The 17,960-nt window shown below is 69.9% G+C and carries 11 protein-coding genes; 5 read left to right on the plus strand and 6 right to left on the minus strand.

Going from position 1 to position 17,960, the window contains the following annotated elements; all coding sequences use genetic code 11:
* The first annotated feature begins 241 nt into the window (after positions 1-241).
* A complete protein-coding gene (locus CP983_RS31170; RefSeq protein ID WP_150503284.1) occupies positions 242-1,465 on the plus strand; it encodes an RNA-guided endonuclease InsQ/TnpB family protein in 1,224 nt (407 codons plus the stop codon).
* 58 nt (positions 1,466-1,523) lie between these two features.
* Here CP983_RS31170 and CP983_RS31175 read toward each other — a convergent pair whose 3' ends face one another.
* Positions 1,524-3,284, minus strand: a complete 1,761-nt coding sequence (locus CP983_RS31175; RefSeq protein ID WP_150503286.1) for a carbohydrate-binding module family 20 domain-containing protein — start codon at positions 3,282-3,284, stop codon at positions 1,524-1,526.
* Between the two features lie 270 nt (positions 3,285-3,554).
* Between CP983_RS31175 and CP983_RS31180 the strand changes: the two genes are divergently transcribed.
* From CP983_RS31180 to CP983_RS31195, 4 genes are all read left to right on the plus strand, one after another.
* A complete protein-coding gene (locus CP983_RS31180; protein ID WP_150506996.1) occupies positions 3,555-4,877 on the plus strand; it encodes an alpha-amylase in 1,323 nt (440 codons plus the stop codon).
* A gap of 115 nt (positions 4,878-4,992) precedes the next feature.
* The gene (gene pulA, locus CP983_RS31185; protein ID WP_150503288.1) at positions 4,993-10,407 is read left to right on the plus strand and encodes a pullulanase-type alpha-1,6-glucosidase; all 5,415 of its coding nucleotides are present in this window, start codon (positions 4,993-4,995) and stop codon (positions 10,405-10,407) included.
* A 75-nt stretch (positions 10,408-10,482) separates the two neighbouring features.
* A complete protein-coding gene (locus CP983_RS31190; RefSeq protein WP_150503290.1) occupies positions 10,483-12,147 on the plus strand; it encodes a fused response regulator/phosphatase in 1,665 nt (554 codons plus the stop codon).
* A gap of 28 nt (positions 12,148-12,175) precedes the next feature.
* Complete coding sequence (locus CP983_RS31195; RefSeq protein ID WP_150503292.1) at positions 12,176-12,532, plus strand: 5-carboxymethyl-2-hydroxymuconate Delta-isomerase; 357 nt, start codon at positions 12,176-12,178, stop codon at positions 12,530-12,532.
* 7 nt (positions 12,533-12,539) lie between these two features.
* Here CP983_RS31195 and CP983_RS31200 read toward each other — a convergent pair whose 3' ends face one another.
* From CP983_RS31200 to CP983_RS31220, 5 genes are all read right to left on the minus strand, one after another.
* On the minus strand, positions 12,540-13,229 hold the full coding sequence (locus CP983_RS31200; protein ID WP_107906947.1) for a TetR/AcrR family transcriptional regulator: 690 nt from the start codon (positions 13,227-13,229) through the stop codon (positions 12,540-12,542).
* Between the two features lie 56 nt (positions 13,230-13,285).
* Positions 13,286-14,308 (minus strand): PDR/VanB family oxidoreductase, encoded by a 1,023-nt coding sequence (locus CP983_RS31205; protein WP_150503294.1) that lies wholly within the window; start codon positions 14,306-14,308, stop codon positions 13,286-13,288.
* Complete coding sequence (locus tag CP983_RS31210) at positions 14,308-15,204, minus strand: metal-dependent hydrolase (RefSeq protein ID WP_093745751.1); 897 nt, start codon at positions 15,202-15,204, stop codon at positions 14,308-14,310. Before CP983_RS31210 ends, CP983_RS31205 begins: the two co-directional genes overlap by 1 nt.
* A gap of 107 nt (positions 15,205-15,311) precedes the next feature.
* Entirely contained in the window at positions 15,312-17,237 is a 1,926-nt protein-coding gene (locus CP983_RS31215) for a hypothetical protein (protein WP_150503296.1), read from the minus strand.
* 129 nt (positions 17,238-17,366) lie between these two features.
* Positions 17,367-17,915, minus strand: coding sequence for a tetratricopeptide repeat protein (locus tag CP983_RS31220; RefSeq protein ID WP_189748623.1), 549 nt, complete (start codon positions 17,913-17,915; stop codon positions 17,367-17,369).
* Between the last annotated feature and the right edge of the window lie 45 nt (positions 17,916-17,960).

The raw sequence follows: 17,960 nt of genomic DNA on the forward strand, positions 1-17,960 counted from the left end.
ACCACCGCACGGTGGTGGGCCACAGGCCGTTGTACCGGTTCGGCTACCGGGATTCATTCGCAGTGCTCCGGACTTCAGGCCGGGGGTGAAGCGAATCCGATGACGGCGAGGCGGAGTGTCGCGGCGTTGTTCCGGCGGAGCCGGTCGCTGCGGTGGGGAGATGGGGCGGGAGAGTCAGGGTGATGATTCGTTCGTATGTTCTCTCTGGTGACGCGTGTGCGATCTCCTTAGTGTGATCGTCATGCAGCTCCGGTACGCCTTCAGGTTGTACCCGGACTCCGGCCAGCGGAGGGCGTTGGCGAAGGCGTTCGGGTGCGCCCGTGTCGTGTTCAACGACGCGGTGCGTGCCCGTGAGGACGCGAGGGCGGCGGGCGAGGCGTTCCCGACGGCCGGTCAGCTGTCCAGGGCGCTGATCACCGAGGCGAAGCGGACGGCGGAACGGTCCTGGCTGGGCGAGGTCTCCGCGGTTGTCCTGCAGCAGTCCCTGCGGGACGTCGAGAAGGCGTACCGCAACTTCTTCGCTTCCCTCAAGGGCACCCGCAAGGGACCGAAGGTGGGAGCACCACGGTTGAAGTCCCGCAAGGACAACCGGCAGTCGATTCGGTTCACCGCCAACGCCCGCTGGCACCTCACCGGCAGCGGTCGGCTGAACCTGCCGAAGATCGGTGAGGTGAAGGTGAAGTGGTCTCGCACCCTGCCCGCCACGCCCACTTCGGTCACCGTCGTCAAGGACGCGGCCGGCAGGTATTTCGCCTCCTTCGTCATCGACACCGACCCCGCCGCAGACGCGACCCGGATGCCCGACACAGACCGCAGCATCGGCATTGACCTGGGCCTGACGCATTTCGCCGTCCTGTCCACCGGAGAGAAGATCGACTCCCCGCGGTTTCTGCGCCGGGCGGAGAAGAAGCTGAAGAAGGCCCAGCGGGAGCTGTCCCGCAAACAGAAGGGATCCAGGAACCTGGCCAAGGCCCGCCTCAAAGTTGCCCGCGCCCATGCCAAGGTCACCGACGCACGCCGTGAGTTCCACCACCAGCTCTCCACCAGGCTGATCTCCGAGAACCAAGGGATCGCGGTGGAGGACCTTTCGGTGGCGGGACTGGCGCGCACGAAGCTGGCCAAGTCCGTGCATGATGCGGGCTGGTCCTCGTTCATCGGCATGCTGAAATACAAGGCGGCACGGTACGGACGCACCCTGGTCTCGATCGGCCGGTTCACCCCGACCTCGCAGACCTGCTCCACCTGCGGCGCCGTGGACGGGCCCAAGCCCCTGAACGTGCGGGAGTGGACGTGTGCCGCCTGCGGCGCGGTCCACGACCGGGACCACAATGCCGCGATCAACGTGAAGACGGCCGCCGGACTGGCGGTATCGGCCTGTGGAGCGCCGGTAAGACCGGGAGTAACCCCGGCACAGCGCGAAGAAACAGGAAGCCACGGATTCCCGACCGGAAACCGTGCCGCGTAGCGGCACAGCAACCAGTCAGGGAAGGCCAGAATCCTCGCCCTTCAGGGCGAGGAGCAAGTCAATTCCAGGTGTCGTTCGTCGAGTACTCCGAGGAAGTGCCCGTGGTGTACGACCGGTTGGCGCCGGACTCCCAGGTCACGTTCCCCGATCCGTCCTTCTTGATGTACTTGAACTCGAAGGCGGTGCTCCTCGGCACGATCACCGTTCCGCTCCACTTCGGGTAGGACGCCGGCGACAGCGGGATCGCGTCGGCCGGGTTCCAGGAACCCAGGGCCGCGATGGAGCCGACGACGAAGACGTTGGTGCCCCAGACGGTGGTGGCGGTGACGTTGAAGGTCATGTCGGTGCCGTCGCCCGGCTCCTCGCATGAGGTGTCGCAGGGCGTGAACTCGCCGTCGTAGAAGGCGACCGCGCTCTTCGCGGAGATCGTGAGGGTGGCGTTGCCGCCGGAGACCGTCACCGTCGTGGCGCCGTTGTCGGTGACGTTCGCGTACGTGCCGTCGGCCATGCCGGTCGCGAAGGTGTACGTCGCCGCCGACGAGCCGTTGTTGATCGCGACGTAGCCGGCCGTGCCGCGGCCGAAGCCGATCACGCTCGACGACTTCGTCGCCCAGTTGGTCACCGCCTCCGCGCCCACCGCGTTGTGCCACTTCACCATGCCGATGACGGCGGTGTCGCGCTGGAGGCAGTACCAGCCGCCGGAGCAGTTCGTGTCCGTGACGAAGCCGCCGGAGTTGGGCGGGGCCTGGTCGGAGGAGGAGAACTCGAAGCCCGAGTAGACCGTCGGCGTCGACCACTTGTAGGCGAGCTGGAAGACGTTCGCGAGCCGGTAGGTGTCGCCGTCCTTGTAGCTCATGTGCAAACCGTTGCGTTCGGTGTCGTGGTTGGTCACGAAGGACACCGAGTTGGCCGGCGGCAGCACACCCGAGGCCGGCAGCGACTCCAGGTCGCTCACGGTCCCCTGGAACGCCGACTTCACGCGGCTCGCGTACGTGAAGTCCAGGACGTCACCGACCGGGTAGTAGTCGGAGGCCGCCGGCGTCGAGCCCGGGTACACCTCCTGGAAGACGTACGGCTCGGCGCCCGACGTGGTGTCCGTCAGCTTCGCCCGGATCGCGTCGAGGTCGGCGACCGGCATGTGCTTGGCCGCGTCGACGCGGAACCCGTCCACACCCAGCGCGATCTGCTTGTTGAGGAAGGCGGCGATGCCGGAGCGGACGTCGTCGTCCTCGGTCTCCAGGTCGGGCAGGCCGAGCAGTTCGCAGTTCTGGATCTCGGCGAGGTTCGACCAGTCGTCGATGATCAGGTCGGAGTCGTTGCACTCCGCGGACGTGTGGTAGTCGTCGGGGTCCCAGTCGGGGGTGTCGTACTTGTTGGTGATCGTCGTGCCGTTGTAGCCGGTGCCGGTCTGCGCGGCGGTGTGGTTGATCACCGCGTCCGTATACACCTTCACGCCCGCCGCATGGCAGGCGGTGACCATCGAGGCGAACTCCGCCGCCGTGCCGAAGCGGCCGCTGAGCTCGTACGAGTAGGGCTGGTAGACGTCCCACCAGTAGTAGTTCGGCTGCTTGAGCGACTCGGCCGGCGGGGCCACCCAGACCGCGCCGTAGCCGTTCGGTCCGAGTACGTCCGTGCACTCCGAGGCGACCGAGTCCCAGTTGTAGGACCACAGGTTGGCGATCACATCGCCCGAGGTCGTGGCGTCGGCGCGGGCGGGGGACGCGGGCAGGGCCACGGCCCCGGCGAGGGCGAGCGCGCCGGCTGCGACGGCGCTCAGGGTGCGGCGCAGTGCGCCGGGGGAACGAGGTCTGGTCGTCATGTGCGGCTCCGTATGCGGATGGCGTCGGATGTCGATCACAGGCCAGAGGTTCAACCACGAGTGAGCGTGAGGGAGTTGAGAAGGGCACGTCAAGGTTGCGGATGAAAGTACTTGCTATGACTTTCAACTCTCTTGCTGTAAACCTTTCGCGGCGGTACGGTCACGCCGGCGCCCGGCAACGACGCCTGGCCGTCATCGCAAGGAGTCACGCCTGTGATATCGAGATGGTCCGTCACCGCGACCGCGCTGGCCGCCACTTCGGCGGCCCTGATGGCCCCCGCCACCCCCGCCGCCGCGGCTCCGCCCGGCACCAAGGACGTCACCGCGGTGATGTTCGAGTGGAACTTCGCCTCGGTCGCCAAGGAGTGCACCAACACCCTCGGCCCCGCCGGCTACGGCTACGTCCAGGTCTCCCCGCCCGCCGAGCACATCCAGGGCTCGCAGTGGTGGACCTCGTACCAGCCGGTGAGCTACAAGATCGCCGGCCGTCTCGGCGACCGCACCGCCTTCCAGAACATGGTGAACACCTGCCACTCGGCCGGTGTCAAGGTCGTCGTCGACACGGTCATCAACCACATGTCGGCGGGCAGCGGCACCGGCACCGGCGGCTCGTCGTACTCGAAGTACAACTACCCCGGTCTGTACTCGTCGTTCGACTTCGACGACTGCACCAGTCAGATCAGCAACTACCAGGACCGCTGGAACGTCCAGCACTGCGAGCTGGTCGGCCTCTCCGACCTCGACACCGGCGAGTCCTACGTCCGCGGAGCCATCGCCGGCTACATGAACGACCTCCTCTCGCTCGGCGTCGACGGCTTCCGCATCGACGCGGCCAAGCACATGGACGCCGCCGACCTCGCCAACATCAAGTCCCGGCTCAGCAACCCGTCGGTCTACTGGAAGCAGGAGGCCATCTACGGCAGCGGGGAGGCCGTCCAGCCCACCGAGTACACGGGCAACGGCGACGTCCAGGAGTTCCGCTACGCCTACGACCTCAAGCGGGTCTTCAACAACGAGAACCTCGCCTACCTGAAGAACTACGGCGAGGGCTGGGGCTACATGAACAGCTCCGTCTCCGGCGTCTTCGTCGACAACCACGACACCGAGCGCAACGGCTCCACGCTCAGCTACAAGGACAACGCCAACTACACGCTGGCGAACGTCTTCATGCTGGCCTACCCGTACGGCGCCCCGGACATCAACTCCGGCTACGAGTTCTCCGACACGGACGCCGGCCCGCCGGGCGGCGGCTCGGTGACCGCCTGCTGGCAGAACGGCTGGAAGTGCCAGCACAACTGGCCGGAGATCAAGTCGATGGTCGCCTTCCGCAACGCCACGCGCGGCCAGGCCGTCACCAACTGGTGGGACAACGGAGCCGACGCCATCGCCTTCGGCCGGGGCGGCAAGGGCTACGTCGCCATCAATCACGAGTCGGGCAGCCTGAGCCGCACCTACCAGACGTCCCTGCCCGCCGGGACGTACTGCAACGTGCAGAACAGCACGAGCGTGACCGTGAACTCCAGTGGCCAGTTCACCGCCACCCTCGGCGCCGACACGGCTCTGGCGATCTACGCCGGCAAGTCGAGCTGCTGAGCGGCCAACTGAAAGTTTTTGCCGATGGTTTCAAGCCTCTTGCTGTAAGTGTTGCGGCGGCGATACGGTCGCGCGGGGTCGGACCCAAAGAGCCGTAATCGCAAGGAGCCCATCTGTGATACCGAGATGGCCGACGCCGTCGAGGCGCCGAACCGCCCATGCCGGACGGGTCGCTGCGGTCACCGTGACCGCGCTGGCCGCAGCGCTTGTCCAGCCACTCGCGGCGCGGGCCGACACACCGCCCCCGCCTCCCTCCGACGCCCGGCTCGCCGCAGAGCCGGCCCGGCACGACGTCACCCGTGACCAGTTCTACTTCGTTCTGCCGGACCGTTTCGCCAACGGTGACACCGGCAACGACAAGGGCGGCCTGACCGGTTCCCGCCTGTCCACCGGGTACGACCCCACCGACAAGGGGTTCTACCAGGGCGGCGACCTCAAGGGCCTGACCAAGCGCCTGGACTACATCAAGGGCCTCGGCACCACCGCCATCTGGATGGCGCCGATCTTCAAGAACCAGCCCGTGCAGGGCACGGGGAGCGACGCCTCCGCCGCCTACCACGGGTACTGGATCACCGACTTCACCCAGGTCGACCCGCACTTCGGCACCAACAAGGACCTCGAGACCCTCATCTCCAAGGCGCACGCCAAGGGCATGAAGGTCTTCTTCGACGTCATCACCAACCACACGGCTGACGTCGTCGACTACGAGGAGAAGTCCTACGACTACCTCGCCAAGGGCGCCTTCCCGTATCTGACGAAGGACGGCAGGCCCTTCGACGACGCCGACTACGCGGACGGAAAGTCCGCCTTCCCGGCCGTCGACAAGGACTCCTTCCCGCGCACGCCGACCGTGCCCGCCGCGAAGAAGAACGCGAAGGTCCCGTCGTGGCTCAACGACCCGACGATGTACCACAACCGGGGCGATTCCACCTTCGCCGGCGAGAGCTCCGCCCACGGTGACTTCTCCGGGCTCGACGACCTGTGGACCGAGCGTCCCGAGGTCGTCGGCGGCATGGAGAAGATCTACCAGCGCTGGGTGCGCGACTTCGACATCGACGGCTTCCGGATCGACACCGTGAAGCACGTCAACATGGAGTTCTGGACCCAGTGGGCCACTGCCCTCGACTCCTACGCGGCCAAGCAGGGCCGCGACGACTTCTTCATGTTCGGCGAGGTCTACTCCGCCGACACCTCCATCACCTCGCCGTACGTCACCGAGGGCCGCCTCGACGCCACCCTCGACTTCCCCTTCCAGGAAGCCGCACGGCAGTACGCCTCCCAGGGCGCCGGCGCGGGCAAGCTCGCGGGCGTCTTCGGCGACGACTACAAGTACACGACCGACAAGGCCAACGCCTACGAGCAGGTCACCTTCCTCGGCAACCACGACATGGGCCGCATCGGGTACTTCCTGAACCAGGACAACCCGAAGGCCACCGACGCCGAGCTGGTGAAGAAGGCGAAGCTCGCCAACGAGCTGATGTTCCTCAGCCGCGGCAACCCGGTCGTCTACTACGGCGACGAACAGGGCTTCACCGGCGCCGGCGGCGACAAGGACGCCCGCCAGACCCTGTTCGCCTCGAAGACCGCCGACTACCTCGACGACGACCAGCTCGGCACCGACCGCACCCACGCGAGCGACGCCTACGACACCAAGGCCCCGCTCTACCGGCAGATCAGCGCGCTCTCCGAGCTCCGCAGGGCCAACCCGGCCCTCGCCGACGGCGTCCAGACCGAGCGCTACGCGGCCGACGGCGCCGGTATCTACGCCCTCTCCCGCACCGACGCCCGCACGGGCACCGAGTACGTCGTCGCCTTCAACAACGCGGGCGACGCGAAGACGGCGACCTTCGCGACCGGTTCGGCCGGCATGACCTTCAAGGGGATCCATGGCGCCGACGGCTCTGTGAAGAGCGGCGCCGACAAGAAGGTAACCGTCACGGTCCCTGCCGGTTCCGCGGTCGTCTACAAGGCGGCCGGCAAGCTCGCCAAGCCCGCCACCGCACCGACGATCGGCCTCAAGGCCCCGGCCGCCGGCGCCACCGGCACCGTCGAGATCGGCGCCGATGTCGACGGCGGACAGCTCAACCGTGTCGTCTTCGCCGCCCAGGTCGGCAGCGGCAAGTGGAAGACCCTCGGCTCCGCCGACCACGCCCCGTACAAGGTCACCCAGGTCATCGGCGAGGACGTACCGGCAGGCACCGCCCTGCGCTACAAGGCCGTCGTGATCGACACGGCGGGCCGCACGAAGAGCGCCACGGCGGCCTCCACCACGGGCACCCCGCCCGCGCCCGAGACGCCCACCGCCTCCTCCCGCGACTACGCGGTCGTCCACTACAAGCGCGCCGACGGCGACTACGCGAACTGGGGCGTGTACGCCTGGGGCGACATCGCCGAGGGCGAGTCCACGAACTGGCCGGACAGCCACCCCTTCACCGGCCGTGACTCCTACGGCGCCTTCGCCTACGTCAAGCTGAAGCCGGGCGCCTCGTCCGTCGGCTACCTCGTCATCGACAAGGACGGCAACAAGGACGTCTCCGCCGACCGCACGATCGACGTCACCAAGACCGGCGAGATCTGGGTCGAGCAGGGCAAGGAGGCCGTACGCACCGAGAAGCCGGCGGCCGACTACCCGGCGCCGGACAAGTCCAAGGCGGTCCTGCACTACCACCGGGCCGACGGGAACTACGACGGCTGGGGACTGCACACCTGGACGGGTGCCGCGAACCCCACCGAGTGGTCGAACCCCCTGAAGCCGGTGAAGACTGACAGCTATGGTGCGGTCTTCGAGGTACCGCTCACCGACGGTGCCACCAGCCTCAGCTACATCCTCCACAAGGGCGACGAGAAGGACCTGCCCTCCGACCAGTCGCTCGACCTCACGGCGAACGGCCACGAGGTGTGGCTGTTGAGCGGCCAGGAGAAGTACCTGCTCCCGCAGCCGGCCGGGTCCGCCGCCGCGCTCGACCTGACCACCTCCAAGGCGGTCTGGATCGACCGGAACACGCTCGCCTGGAACGGCTCCGAGGCCGCCGCCTCCACCCAGCTGCTGTACAGCCGGGACGGCGACATCGCGGTGAAGGACGGCGCGCTGACCGGCGACGCCAAGTGGCTGCGGCTGTCGAAGGGCTCCCTCACCGACGCCCAGAAGGCGAAGTTCCCGCACCTCAAGGACTACACCGCCTTCTCCGTCGACCCACGTGACCGCGACCGGGTCCGCGAGGCCCTGAACGGTCAGGTCGTGGCCTCGCAGCGCGCCGCCAACGGCGCCGTGCTCGCCGCGACCGGAGTGCAGATCGCCGGCGTCCTCGACGACCTGTACCCCGCGGCGACGAAGGCGGACCTCGGACCGACCTTCGACAAGGGCCGTCCGACGCTCTCCGTGTGGGCGCCCACGGCGCAGTCCGTGAAGCTGGAGATCGGCGACTCCACGGTCGCCATGAAGCGCAGCGACTCCACGGGCGTCTGGTCCGTCACGGGCTCCAAGTCCTGGAAGAACAAGCCGTACCGGTACGTCGTGAAGGTCTGGGCGCCCAGCGTCCGCAAGGTCGTCACGAACAAGGTCACCGACCCCTACTCGGTCGCCCTCACCGCGAACTCCGAGCGCAGCCTCCTCGTCGACCTCGACGACCGGACCCTGGCGCCCAGCGGCTGGTCCACGTACACCAAGCCCAGGGCCGTGCCGCTGAAGGACGCGCAGATCCAGGAACTGCACGTGCGGGACTTCTCGGTGGCGGACAAGACGGTGCCCGCGAAGGACAAGGGCACCTACCTAGCCTTCACCGACAAGCTCAGCGACGGCTCCAAGCACCTGAAGAAGCTGGCCGAGGCGGGCACGTCGTACGTCCATCTGCTGCCGGCCTTCGACATCGCCACCATCCCCGAGAGGAAGTCCGACCAGGCGAGCCCCGACTGCGACCTCGCCTCCTTCCCGGCCGACTCCGACAAGCAGCAGGAGTGCGTGGCGAAGACCGCCGCGAAGGACGCCTACAACTGGGGCTACGACCCGTACCACTACACCGTCCCGGAGGGCTCCTACGCCTCCGACCCGGACGGCACCGCGCGCACCGTCGAGTTCCGCAGGATGGTCAAGGCGCTGAACGAGGACGGCCTGCGCGTCGTCATGGACGTCGTCTACAACCACACGGCGGCCAGCGGCCAGGCGGACACCAGCGTCCTGGACCGCATCGTCCCCGGCTACTACCAGCGGCTCCTGCCCGACGGCTCGGTCGCGAACAGCACCTGCTGCTCCAACACCGCGACCGAGAACGCGATGATGGGCAAGCTGGTCGTCGACTCGATCGTCACCTGGGCCAAGAAGTACAAGGTCGACGGCTTCCGCTTCGACCTGATGGGCCACCACCCGAAGGCCAACATCCTGGCGGTCCGGGGGGCCCTGGACGCGCTGACCCTCGCCAAGGACGGCGTCGACGGCAAGAAGATCATCCTGTACGGCGAGGGCTGGAACTTCGGCGAGGTCGCCGACGACGCCCGGTTCGTCCAGGCCACCCAGAAGAACATGGCCGGCACCGGCATCGCCACCTTCTCCGACCGCGCCCGTGACGCGGTGCGCGGCGGCGGCCCCTTTGACGAGGACCCCGGCGTCCAGGGCTTCGCGTCCGGGCTGTACACCGAGCCCAACTCGTCGAAGAACAACGGCACCGAGGCGGAGCAGAAGGCGCGCCTGCTGCACTACCAGGACCTGATCAAGGTCGGGCTGTCCGGCAACCTCGCCGACTACCGCTTCACCGACACCGACGGCAAGGAGGTCAAGGGCTCCGGGGTCGACTACAACGGCGCACCCGCCGGCTACGCGGCCGCCCCGGGCGACGCCCTCGCCTACGCGGACGCACACGACAACGAGTCCCTGTTCGACGCGCTGACGTACAAGCTGCCCGCCACGACGAGCGCGGCCGACCGCGCCCGGATGCAGGTCCTCGCCATGGCCACCGCGACCCTGTCGCAGGGCCCGGCGCTCTCCCAGGCCGGCACCGACCTGCTGCGCTCCAAGTCGCTGGACCGCAACTCCTACGACAGCGGCGACTGGTTCAACGCCATCCACTGGAACTGCGCCGACGGCAACGGCTTCGGGCGGGGGCTGCCGCCGGCGGCCGACAACGCCTCCAAGTGGCCGTACGCCAAGCCGCTGCTCGGCACGGTGAAGGTCGGCTGCGAGCAGATCGACGGCGCTTCGGCGGCCTACCGCGACCTGCTGCGCATCCGTTCGAATGAGAGCACCTTCTCCCTCGACACCGCCGAGCAGGTGCAGTCGAAGCTCTCCTTCCCGCTGTCCGGCAAGGAGGAGACGCCCGGCGTGATCACCATGCGGCTCGGTGACCTCGTCGTCGTCTTCAACGCGACGCCGGACCGCCAGGAGCAGCGCGTGGCGTCACTCACCGGCGACGGGTACCGGCTGCACCCGGTACAGAGCGCGGGCGCGGACCCTATCGTCAAGTCCGCCTCCTTCGACGGGAAAACGGGCACGTTCGCCGTTCCGGGGCGTACTGTCGCGGTCTTCACCCGATCCCTCTGATACCGCACTAGCGTGAGTGGGGCGGACCCGGCCATCGGGTCCGCCCCACTCACGCGTATCCGAGGGCTCTCGACGATGACCGATGACGTCAAGCAGTCGGACACGACCGTGATGGTCGTCGACGACGTCCCGACCAACCGCTACGCCATGGGCGCGGTGCTGCGCCGCGCCGGCCACCATGTCGTACCGGTCGCCAGCGCGGGCGAGGCACTGAGCGAACTCGACATACGGCTGCGAGCGGGCGCCCTGCCGGACGTCGCCCTCGTCGACGTCGGACTGCCGGACATGAGCGGCTTCGAGCTGTGCCGCCGGGTCAAGTCCACGCCTTCCACGGCCGCGCTGCCCGTCGTCCACTTCTCCGCGACGGCCGTGGACGCGAAGGACCGGTGCCGGGGACTGGACGCGGGCGCCGACGCCTTCCTGCCCGTGCCGGCCGAGCCCAGGGAGATCCAGGCCGTCGTCCACGCGGCGGTCCGCAGAGCGCGCCGGCGCACCGACGCCGAGGCGCTCGCCCACCGGCTGACGCTGCTGTCCCAGGTCATCATCACCGTGCAGACAGCACGCTGCCTGGGAGAACTGGCCGACGCGGCAGCCGCGGGCGCGGCCCGCCTGACCGGAACACCGGCGGTCGTCTTCGTCATCGGCCCGGACGGCGAAGCCCACCACGGCACGTCCCGCAGTCGGCTGGCCCTGTCCGACGCGGGCCCACACCAGGCTGCGGCCCGGCTGATCACACGGATCGCGGACCGCAGGGCCGGCGTGCACAGCACAGTCGTCCCGGCACCCCTGTGGCCGACGGGCCTCTTCCGCCCCGGCGCCCGGGACGACGCCCACCTGGTGCTGGCGGCGACGAAGGAGGGCCGAGCCCGGGTCTGTGTGGCGACTCCGGCAATTGCCGCGCCCCCAAGGGGCGCGGGGAACTGCGCGCTCGGCCAGGACGCAGCCGCGCACGACCGACGGCATCACGCGGCACTCTCTGTCGCGGAGCGCCTCGCACAGGCCACCGCGCTCGCCGCCGAACCCCTCCTCATGTACCAGGCAGAACGGGACATCGCCCTCACCCTCCAGCACAGCTTCCTGCCCCAGCCGCACCGGCTGCCCCACCTGCCGGGCGTGGACCTCGTCGTCCGGTACGTGCCCGCCTCCCGGCACACCGAGATCGGCGGGGACTTCTACGCCGCCCTGCCCACCCGCGACGGCGTGCTCACCGCGGTCGGGGACGTCGTCGGGCACTCGCTGGACGCGGCCACCGTCATGGTCGAGATCCGCCACGCGCTGCGCGCCTACTGCGTCGAGGAGAGCGACCCGCGTGCCCTCGCCGAACGGCTCGACCGGATGCTGCTGCACTATCACCCGGAGGTGACCGCCACGGTCTGCCTGACCCTGCTCGACCCCGGCACGGGCAGGGTCCGGATCGCCAACGCGGGGCACATTCCGCCGGTGATCCTTCGGGACGGCGGCCGGGCCGAGTACGTCCGGGTGTGCGGACCCCTGCTCGGGCTCGCGCTCGACCGCCCCGAGCCGGTGGAACTGGTGCTCCACCGGGAGGACCGCCTGCTCATGGTCACCGACGGTCTCATCGAGACCCGCGGCGTCGACCTCACCACGTCCATGGAGCAGCTGCGCACGGCCGCCGCCGGGGCCCCGCCCGGCCTCGACGCGCTGTGCGACACCCTGCTGGGCTGCTTCGGGCACGACAGGGAGGACGACATCGCGATGCTGGCCCTGCGGTTAGGGTGAGCGCTGCCGACGTAGAACAGGAGTGCTCATGCCGCAGATCACCGTCGACCACTCGAAGACGATCTCCTTCGACCGGGCCGCCTTCGCCCGGGACCTGCACACCGCGACCGTCGAGATCGCGGCGGCCAAGCCGGAGGCGTGCAAGACGCAGTTCCGGCCCGGCGACTTCACGGCCTTCGGCTACGAGGACCCCGAGGAGCAGCGTCACGCGGTCGTCCACGTCACCCTCGGCCTGCTCGCCGGCCGCAGCGACGAGACCAAGGCGAAGCTCACCGAGACGGTCCTGGAACTGCTCCGCAAGCACATCGAGGACGACGGAATCGTGCTGCACGCCTCCGCCGAGATCCGCGACCTCGACCCGTCCTACCGCAAGTTCGAACGCTAGGCCGGGCTCAGGAAGCCAGCGAGATCAGCCGGGTGACCAGGTCCGCGAACGGGCCGTCGTCCGGCTCGTCCTTGAGCATGCCGCGCAGCAGCGTGCCCATCTCCTCGTCCTGAGCGGCGCTGACGGCGGCCAGCGCGGCGAAGTCGTGCACGAGCTGGACCTCCAGCTCGCCGCGCGGGATGCGCCGGCCGTCCAGCCAGATCAGCGCCGTGGACTCGGCGAGCGAGATCCAGGAGCGGACGACCAGTTCCAGTCGCGCGGGCGGATCCTGCACGCCCAGATGCGAAAGGATTTGGACATACGCGGCCTGCCGCACGGAGTCGATGAGCGCGTTGGTCGCCGAGGAGCCGACGGCCGGACCGCCGCGCATCAGCGCCGAGAAACCGGGGCCGTGCTCGTCGACGAAGTCGAAGAAGCGCCGCATCACCCGCAGCAGCCGCGCCCCCAGCGGCCCCTCGTGCGGCTCGACGAAGCGGCCCGCGAGATCCTCCGAGGCACGCTTCAACGCAGCCTCGTACAAGCTGAGTTTGCCGGGGAAGTAGTGGTAGACCAGCGGGCGCGAGATGCCGGCGGCCGACGCTATCTCGTCGATGGAGACAGCGTCGGGCGAGCGTCGGCTGAACAGGTCGAGGGCGACACCGATCAACTGCTGCCGTCGCTCCTCGACGCCCATCCTTCGCCGTATCCCGGTAGTCATGCGAACACCTTACCGATCGATTCCGGCCCCGAACGGACCGGACCGACCATGGACGTTCACATGTCCAGTACGAGTCGATCACCCCGCGCCCGCGAGACACAGATCAGCATGGAGTCCGCGCGCTCCGCGTCGGTCAGCAGTTCGTCCCGGTGGTCCACCTCGCCCTCCAGCACCCGCTGTTGGCAGGTCCCGCAGAAACCCTGCTCGCAGGAGTACAGGGTGTTCGGGAACTCCTCGCGCACCGCGGCCAGTACGGTCGAGTCGGCGGCGACACTCAACGTCCGCCCGCTGCGCCGCAGTTCGACCTCGAAGGCGTCCCCGCCCGAGGCGCGCGGCGCGAACCGCTCCAGCCGGACCCGCGGGAACCGCTCCTCCACCGCGGCCATCAGCCCTTCCGGCCCGCAGCAGTAGACGGCGGCACCCTCGGGCACGTCAGCGAGGAACCCGTCGAGGTCCGCCGGCCCCTCCACGACCGTCACACGGTCCCGGCCCAGCTTCTCGACGTCCTCCAGGAACGGCATCGACGCCCGGTCCCGCCCGCAGTACAGCAGCCGCCACTCGGCGCCGTCCGGCAGCGCCCGCAGCATCGGCAGGACGGGCGTGATCCCGATGCCGCCCGCGACGAAGACGTACGACTCGGCCTCGACGAGCGGGAACCGGTTCCGCGGCCCCCGCACCTCCAGCTCCATGCCCGCACGGATCTGCTCGTGCACCTCCCGCGAGCCGCCCCGCCCGTCCGGCACCAGCCGGGTCGCCACGGTGTACGACGAGTCGTCCTCCGGGTCGCCGCACAGCGAGTACTGCCGCACGAGCCCCGACGGCAGCACGAGGTCGAGATGCGCGCCGGGCTCCCAGCCCGGCAGATCGTGCCCCTCAAGGCGTAGTTGTACGACCCCCTCGGCGACCTCCTCGCGCGCGGCCACCAGCATGCGCAGCGCCCGCGACCGGGGCCGCCCCGAGACCGGCTCCTGAAGGGCGGGCATCGGCCACAGCGGCGAGGTGCGGATACGGCGCCGCATCGCCCGCCGGACCAGCAGGGCGGTACCAGCGACGACGGCCACGGTCCGGAGCTTCGGCATCAGGCGGCACCCTTCGCGGACTGCTCGGCCGTCTCGGCGGCCAGAGCGGCGGGGGAGGAGGCGAGATACGCGACGGCCTGCTCCGTGGAGCCCTCGTGCGAGGGGTGGTACGCGCGGCTCAGATACCGCGGGATGGACTTGAGCATCTCCCCGGTCGCGGGCAGCGTGCCGTGCCGGCCGCGGACGTAGAAGTCCTTGAAGGTGGCGCGGCCGTCGATCAGCGTCGGGTCGTTCTCCATGAAGAACCGCGCCCCGCGCTGCCAGAGGAAGACCAGGGCCGTGAAGGCGGTCGCCCAGGTCCGCACCCGCCGCCGGTAGCCGCCGTCGACGTGCATGAACAGATCGAAGGCGACCGAGCGGTGCTCGACCTCCTCGGCGCCGTGCCAGCGCAGCAGGTCCAGCATGGTCGGGTCGGCGCCCCGGCGGTCCAGCTCCTCGGCGTTGAGCACCCAGTCGCCGAGGAAGGCGGTGTAGTGCTCGATGGCCGCGATCAGCGCCACGCGCTCCATCAGCCACCAGCGGCGGGCCCGGCCCGGCGGCAGCGTGCGGTCGCCCAGCAGCTTCTCGAAGAGCCAGTCGACCTGCGCGGTGTACGGCGTCGGATCGAGCCCCTGCTCCCGCAGGTGCGGCAGCACCTCGTCGTGGGCCTGCGAGTGCATCGCCTCCTGCCCGATGAACCCGAGCACGTCCTCGCGCAGTTGCTCGTCGCGTATGTACGGCAGCACCTGCTTGTAGACGTGCACGAACCAGCGCTCACCGGCCGGCAGCAGCAGATGCAGCACGTTGATGGTGTGCGTGCTGAACGGGTCCCCGGGCACCCAGTGCAACGGGGTGTCGTCCCAGGAGAAGGACACCTTGCGGGCCTTGAGGGGCACGCGGTCCGGCGTGTTAGACATGGCGTCAATGTACTGACGGGTAGGGCTCTGGTGAACCCTCCTGCCCGCCCTTATTTACATTTCTGTCAGCAGGGCGGGTTCCCGTGTCGCACCGGGACGCCCCGGTCTCACTGGAGCCCGTTGATCACGCGGCCGCTGTTCAGCGTGCCCTTCAGCTTGGCCTGGGCGCCCTGCTCCGCCTCCGTGGCCAGCAGGTTGTTCCCGGCCGTGCCCTGAACCCCGCCCGTCGCGGTGATCGACGCCGTGTCGGCGGTGCCGGCCGCCAGCAGGTACCAGCCGCCCGCCTTCGCCTTCCACAGCACCCCGGCCAGCACATGCGGGTCACGCTCCCCGCACGCCGGAACGTTCTGCGCCTTCGCCGCCACCGCCCCGACCTTCGAGCCCGGCGTGCGGAACTGCGCCAGCACCCGCTCGCCGCCGCCCCGCCAGGTCTCGGCGCGGGTGCACACCCAGTCCGCCGTACCCGTGCCGTCGGGCAGCGGCTGCGCGGCGAACGACCAGGCGTTCACCGATCGGATCCCCGCCGAGCGCATCGCGCCCAGCCAGCAGGAGTACGGCGCCCAGGTGTGCAGCGCCCGCGCCCCGGTCACGTCCTCGGCGGCCCCGGGACGGCCCGTGGTGAGCCGGGCCGGCACCAGTTCGGCGAGGTCGGTCAGCAGCCGTGTGCCCGTCCTGTCGGTCACCTGAAGGACGTTCCACGACGAGCACGCCCCGGTCTGCTGGCCGATCGGGCTGGACAGCGGCGAGGTGATGCCCTCCCGCACCCCGAGATCCATCGCCCCGGCACCCGGCTTCAGCAGGTCCCGCTCGGCCGCGTCCTTCACCCAGGGCGCCAGCAGGTAGCGGACATTGCCGTCGGCGCGGCTCAGGACCACCGCGCTCGCCTCCGCACGGCCCGCGCCGTCGACACGGGAGAAGTCCAGGGCGGCGCCGGCCGTGCCGTCCGTCGGCTCGGCGTAGCGGGCGATGCGCAGACCGTCGTAGAGGATCACCACGCGCGCGGTGTCGACCGTCCCCGCGTACAGCAGCTGCGGCGCGCCGGGCGGGCCGCCCGCCGGGGTGCCGGGGGTGGCCGAGACGGTGACCGTCTCGCCGGGGCGGGCCCACACGGCGAGGGCGCGGCGCAACAGGGCCGAGTCGCCGGTGAGGTCGCCGCGCGCCGGCCACACGGAGAAGTCGGTGCGGGTGGCGGACTGCCAGGCCAGCGCCGGGACCTTGGTCAGCTGGGCCGGGTCGAGGGCGGCCTCGGCCGCCGGGTTCTGCGCGTACGAGGGCGCGGCGGGACCGTCGGGGCCCCAGCCCTCGCCGGGCAGCCCGAGCAGCGCCCCGCACACGAGCAGGGCGGCCCCGGCGGCGAGCGCGGCCCGCAGATGCTGCCTGCGCCGCATCAGGTCGGTGGGCCGCGCCTGGAGCGAGCAGGGGTCGAACTCGGGGGAGTCGAGCAGTGCGTACTGCGCCGGTACGGCGTCGGCCTCCTCCAGCGCGTCGTCCGCGTCCTCGACGCCGGCCGCCGTCAGCACCTCGCGTACGTCACCGTCCGGGAGCTTCTCCAGGCCGCGCAGGACGTAGGCCGCCCGCGCCGGGCCGGACAGCGCCGACAGCCGCTGGTCCAGGGCGAGTTCGTCGGCGCCGCCCGACCTGGGGAAGAGGCGCAGGCCCCAGACCTGGGGCAGCAGGGGCGGCAGTTGGGAACGCTTGGGCCAGGCGGCGCGCTTGAGCGTCCAGCCCGCCTCCAGTGCCGTACGCAGCACGCGCAGCCGCAGGAAGGCGTACCCGGGGTCGCTGTCGCGGCCCGTCGACTGCGCCGGGATCACGGGTGCCGCCGCCGTCCGGCCGCTGGGCAGCGCGCGCTGGGTGAGGGAGTGCGCGGTCAGGACGCGCCGGTTGCGGCCGAGGCTCGGAGGCAGCACCAGGTAGGCGAGCCGGACCAGACGCGGGTAGTGCTCGACGAGCGCGGCCTCGGCCCGCTCGACGTCGACGACCGGGTCGGCCGAGGCGGGCGCGGGGCGAGAGGCGACATCCTGTGACTGCACGTTCAGCAGAACGAGCGAATGGCGGGTAGGTCACAGCCAACGGTTCGGCAGCGCCGCCCAGGGGCGCGGGGAACTGCGCGACCAGCCACGACGCACCCGCAGACGCCACACGACCAATCCCGGCAATTCCTACGGCGCATCCACCAGGGCCCGCGCATAATTCGCCATCGACCTCTGATATCGAGGCAAATGCGCGGCCAGCGCACCCAGCACCAGCGACAGCCCCTCCCGGTCCCGCCCGAGACTCGACAGACACAGCGCCAGCGTCGCCCGCACCGCGTCGTCCAGCTCGTCCGACGGCGCGTCCAGCTCGGGCGTCAGCAGCGCGACCCCCTCCTCGGCCTGCCCGACGTTCCGCAGCGAGCTGGACAGCTGGATCTTGGCCCGCCGCCCCTTGTAGCCGTTCAGTCCGAGCTTCAACGCTTCCCGGTACAGCGGCACCGCCTTGTCCGAGTGGCCCGTGGAGTCCCACGCGCAGGCCTGCTCGAACGGCCCGAGCGGGCTGCCGGCGGGCAGTTCGGCGACGAGGGCGTCGACGACGGCGCGGAAGTCGGCCGCCTCCGCCTCGGCGTAGGTGTCGAAGGACGCCCATGCGGCGGCCACGCGGTCTTCCCAGTCCTGGTTCACCGGCCCACACTCGCACACCCGTGCCCATGAGAGCCTGCTGTTTGAGCGCATCGCCCGTCACAGCCGTATGGGAGACGAGGGCCCTTGCCGGGGCTC

This window comes from Streptomyces chartreusis (assembly GCF_008704715.1).
In the GTDB taxonomy this organism is placed as follows: Bacteria; Actinomycetota; Actinomycetes; order Streptomycetales; family Streptomycetaceae; genus Streptomyces; species Streptomyces chartreusis.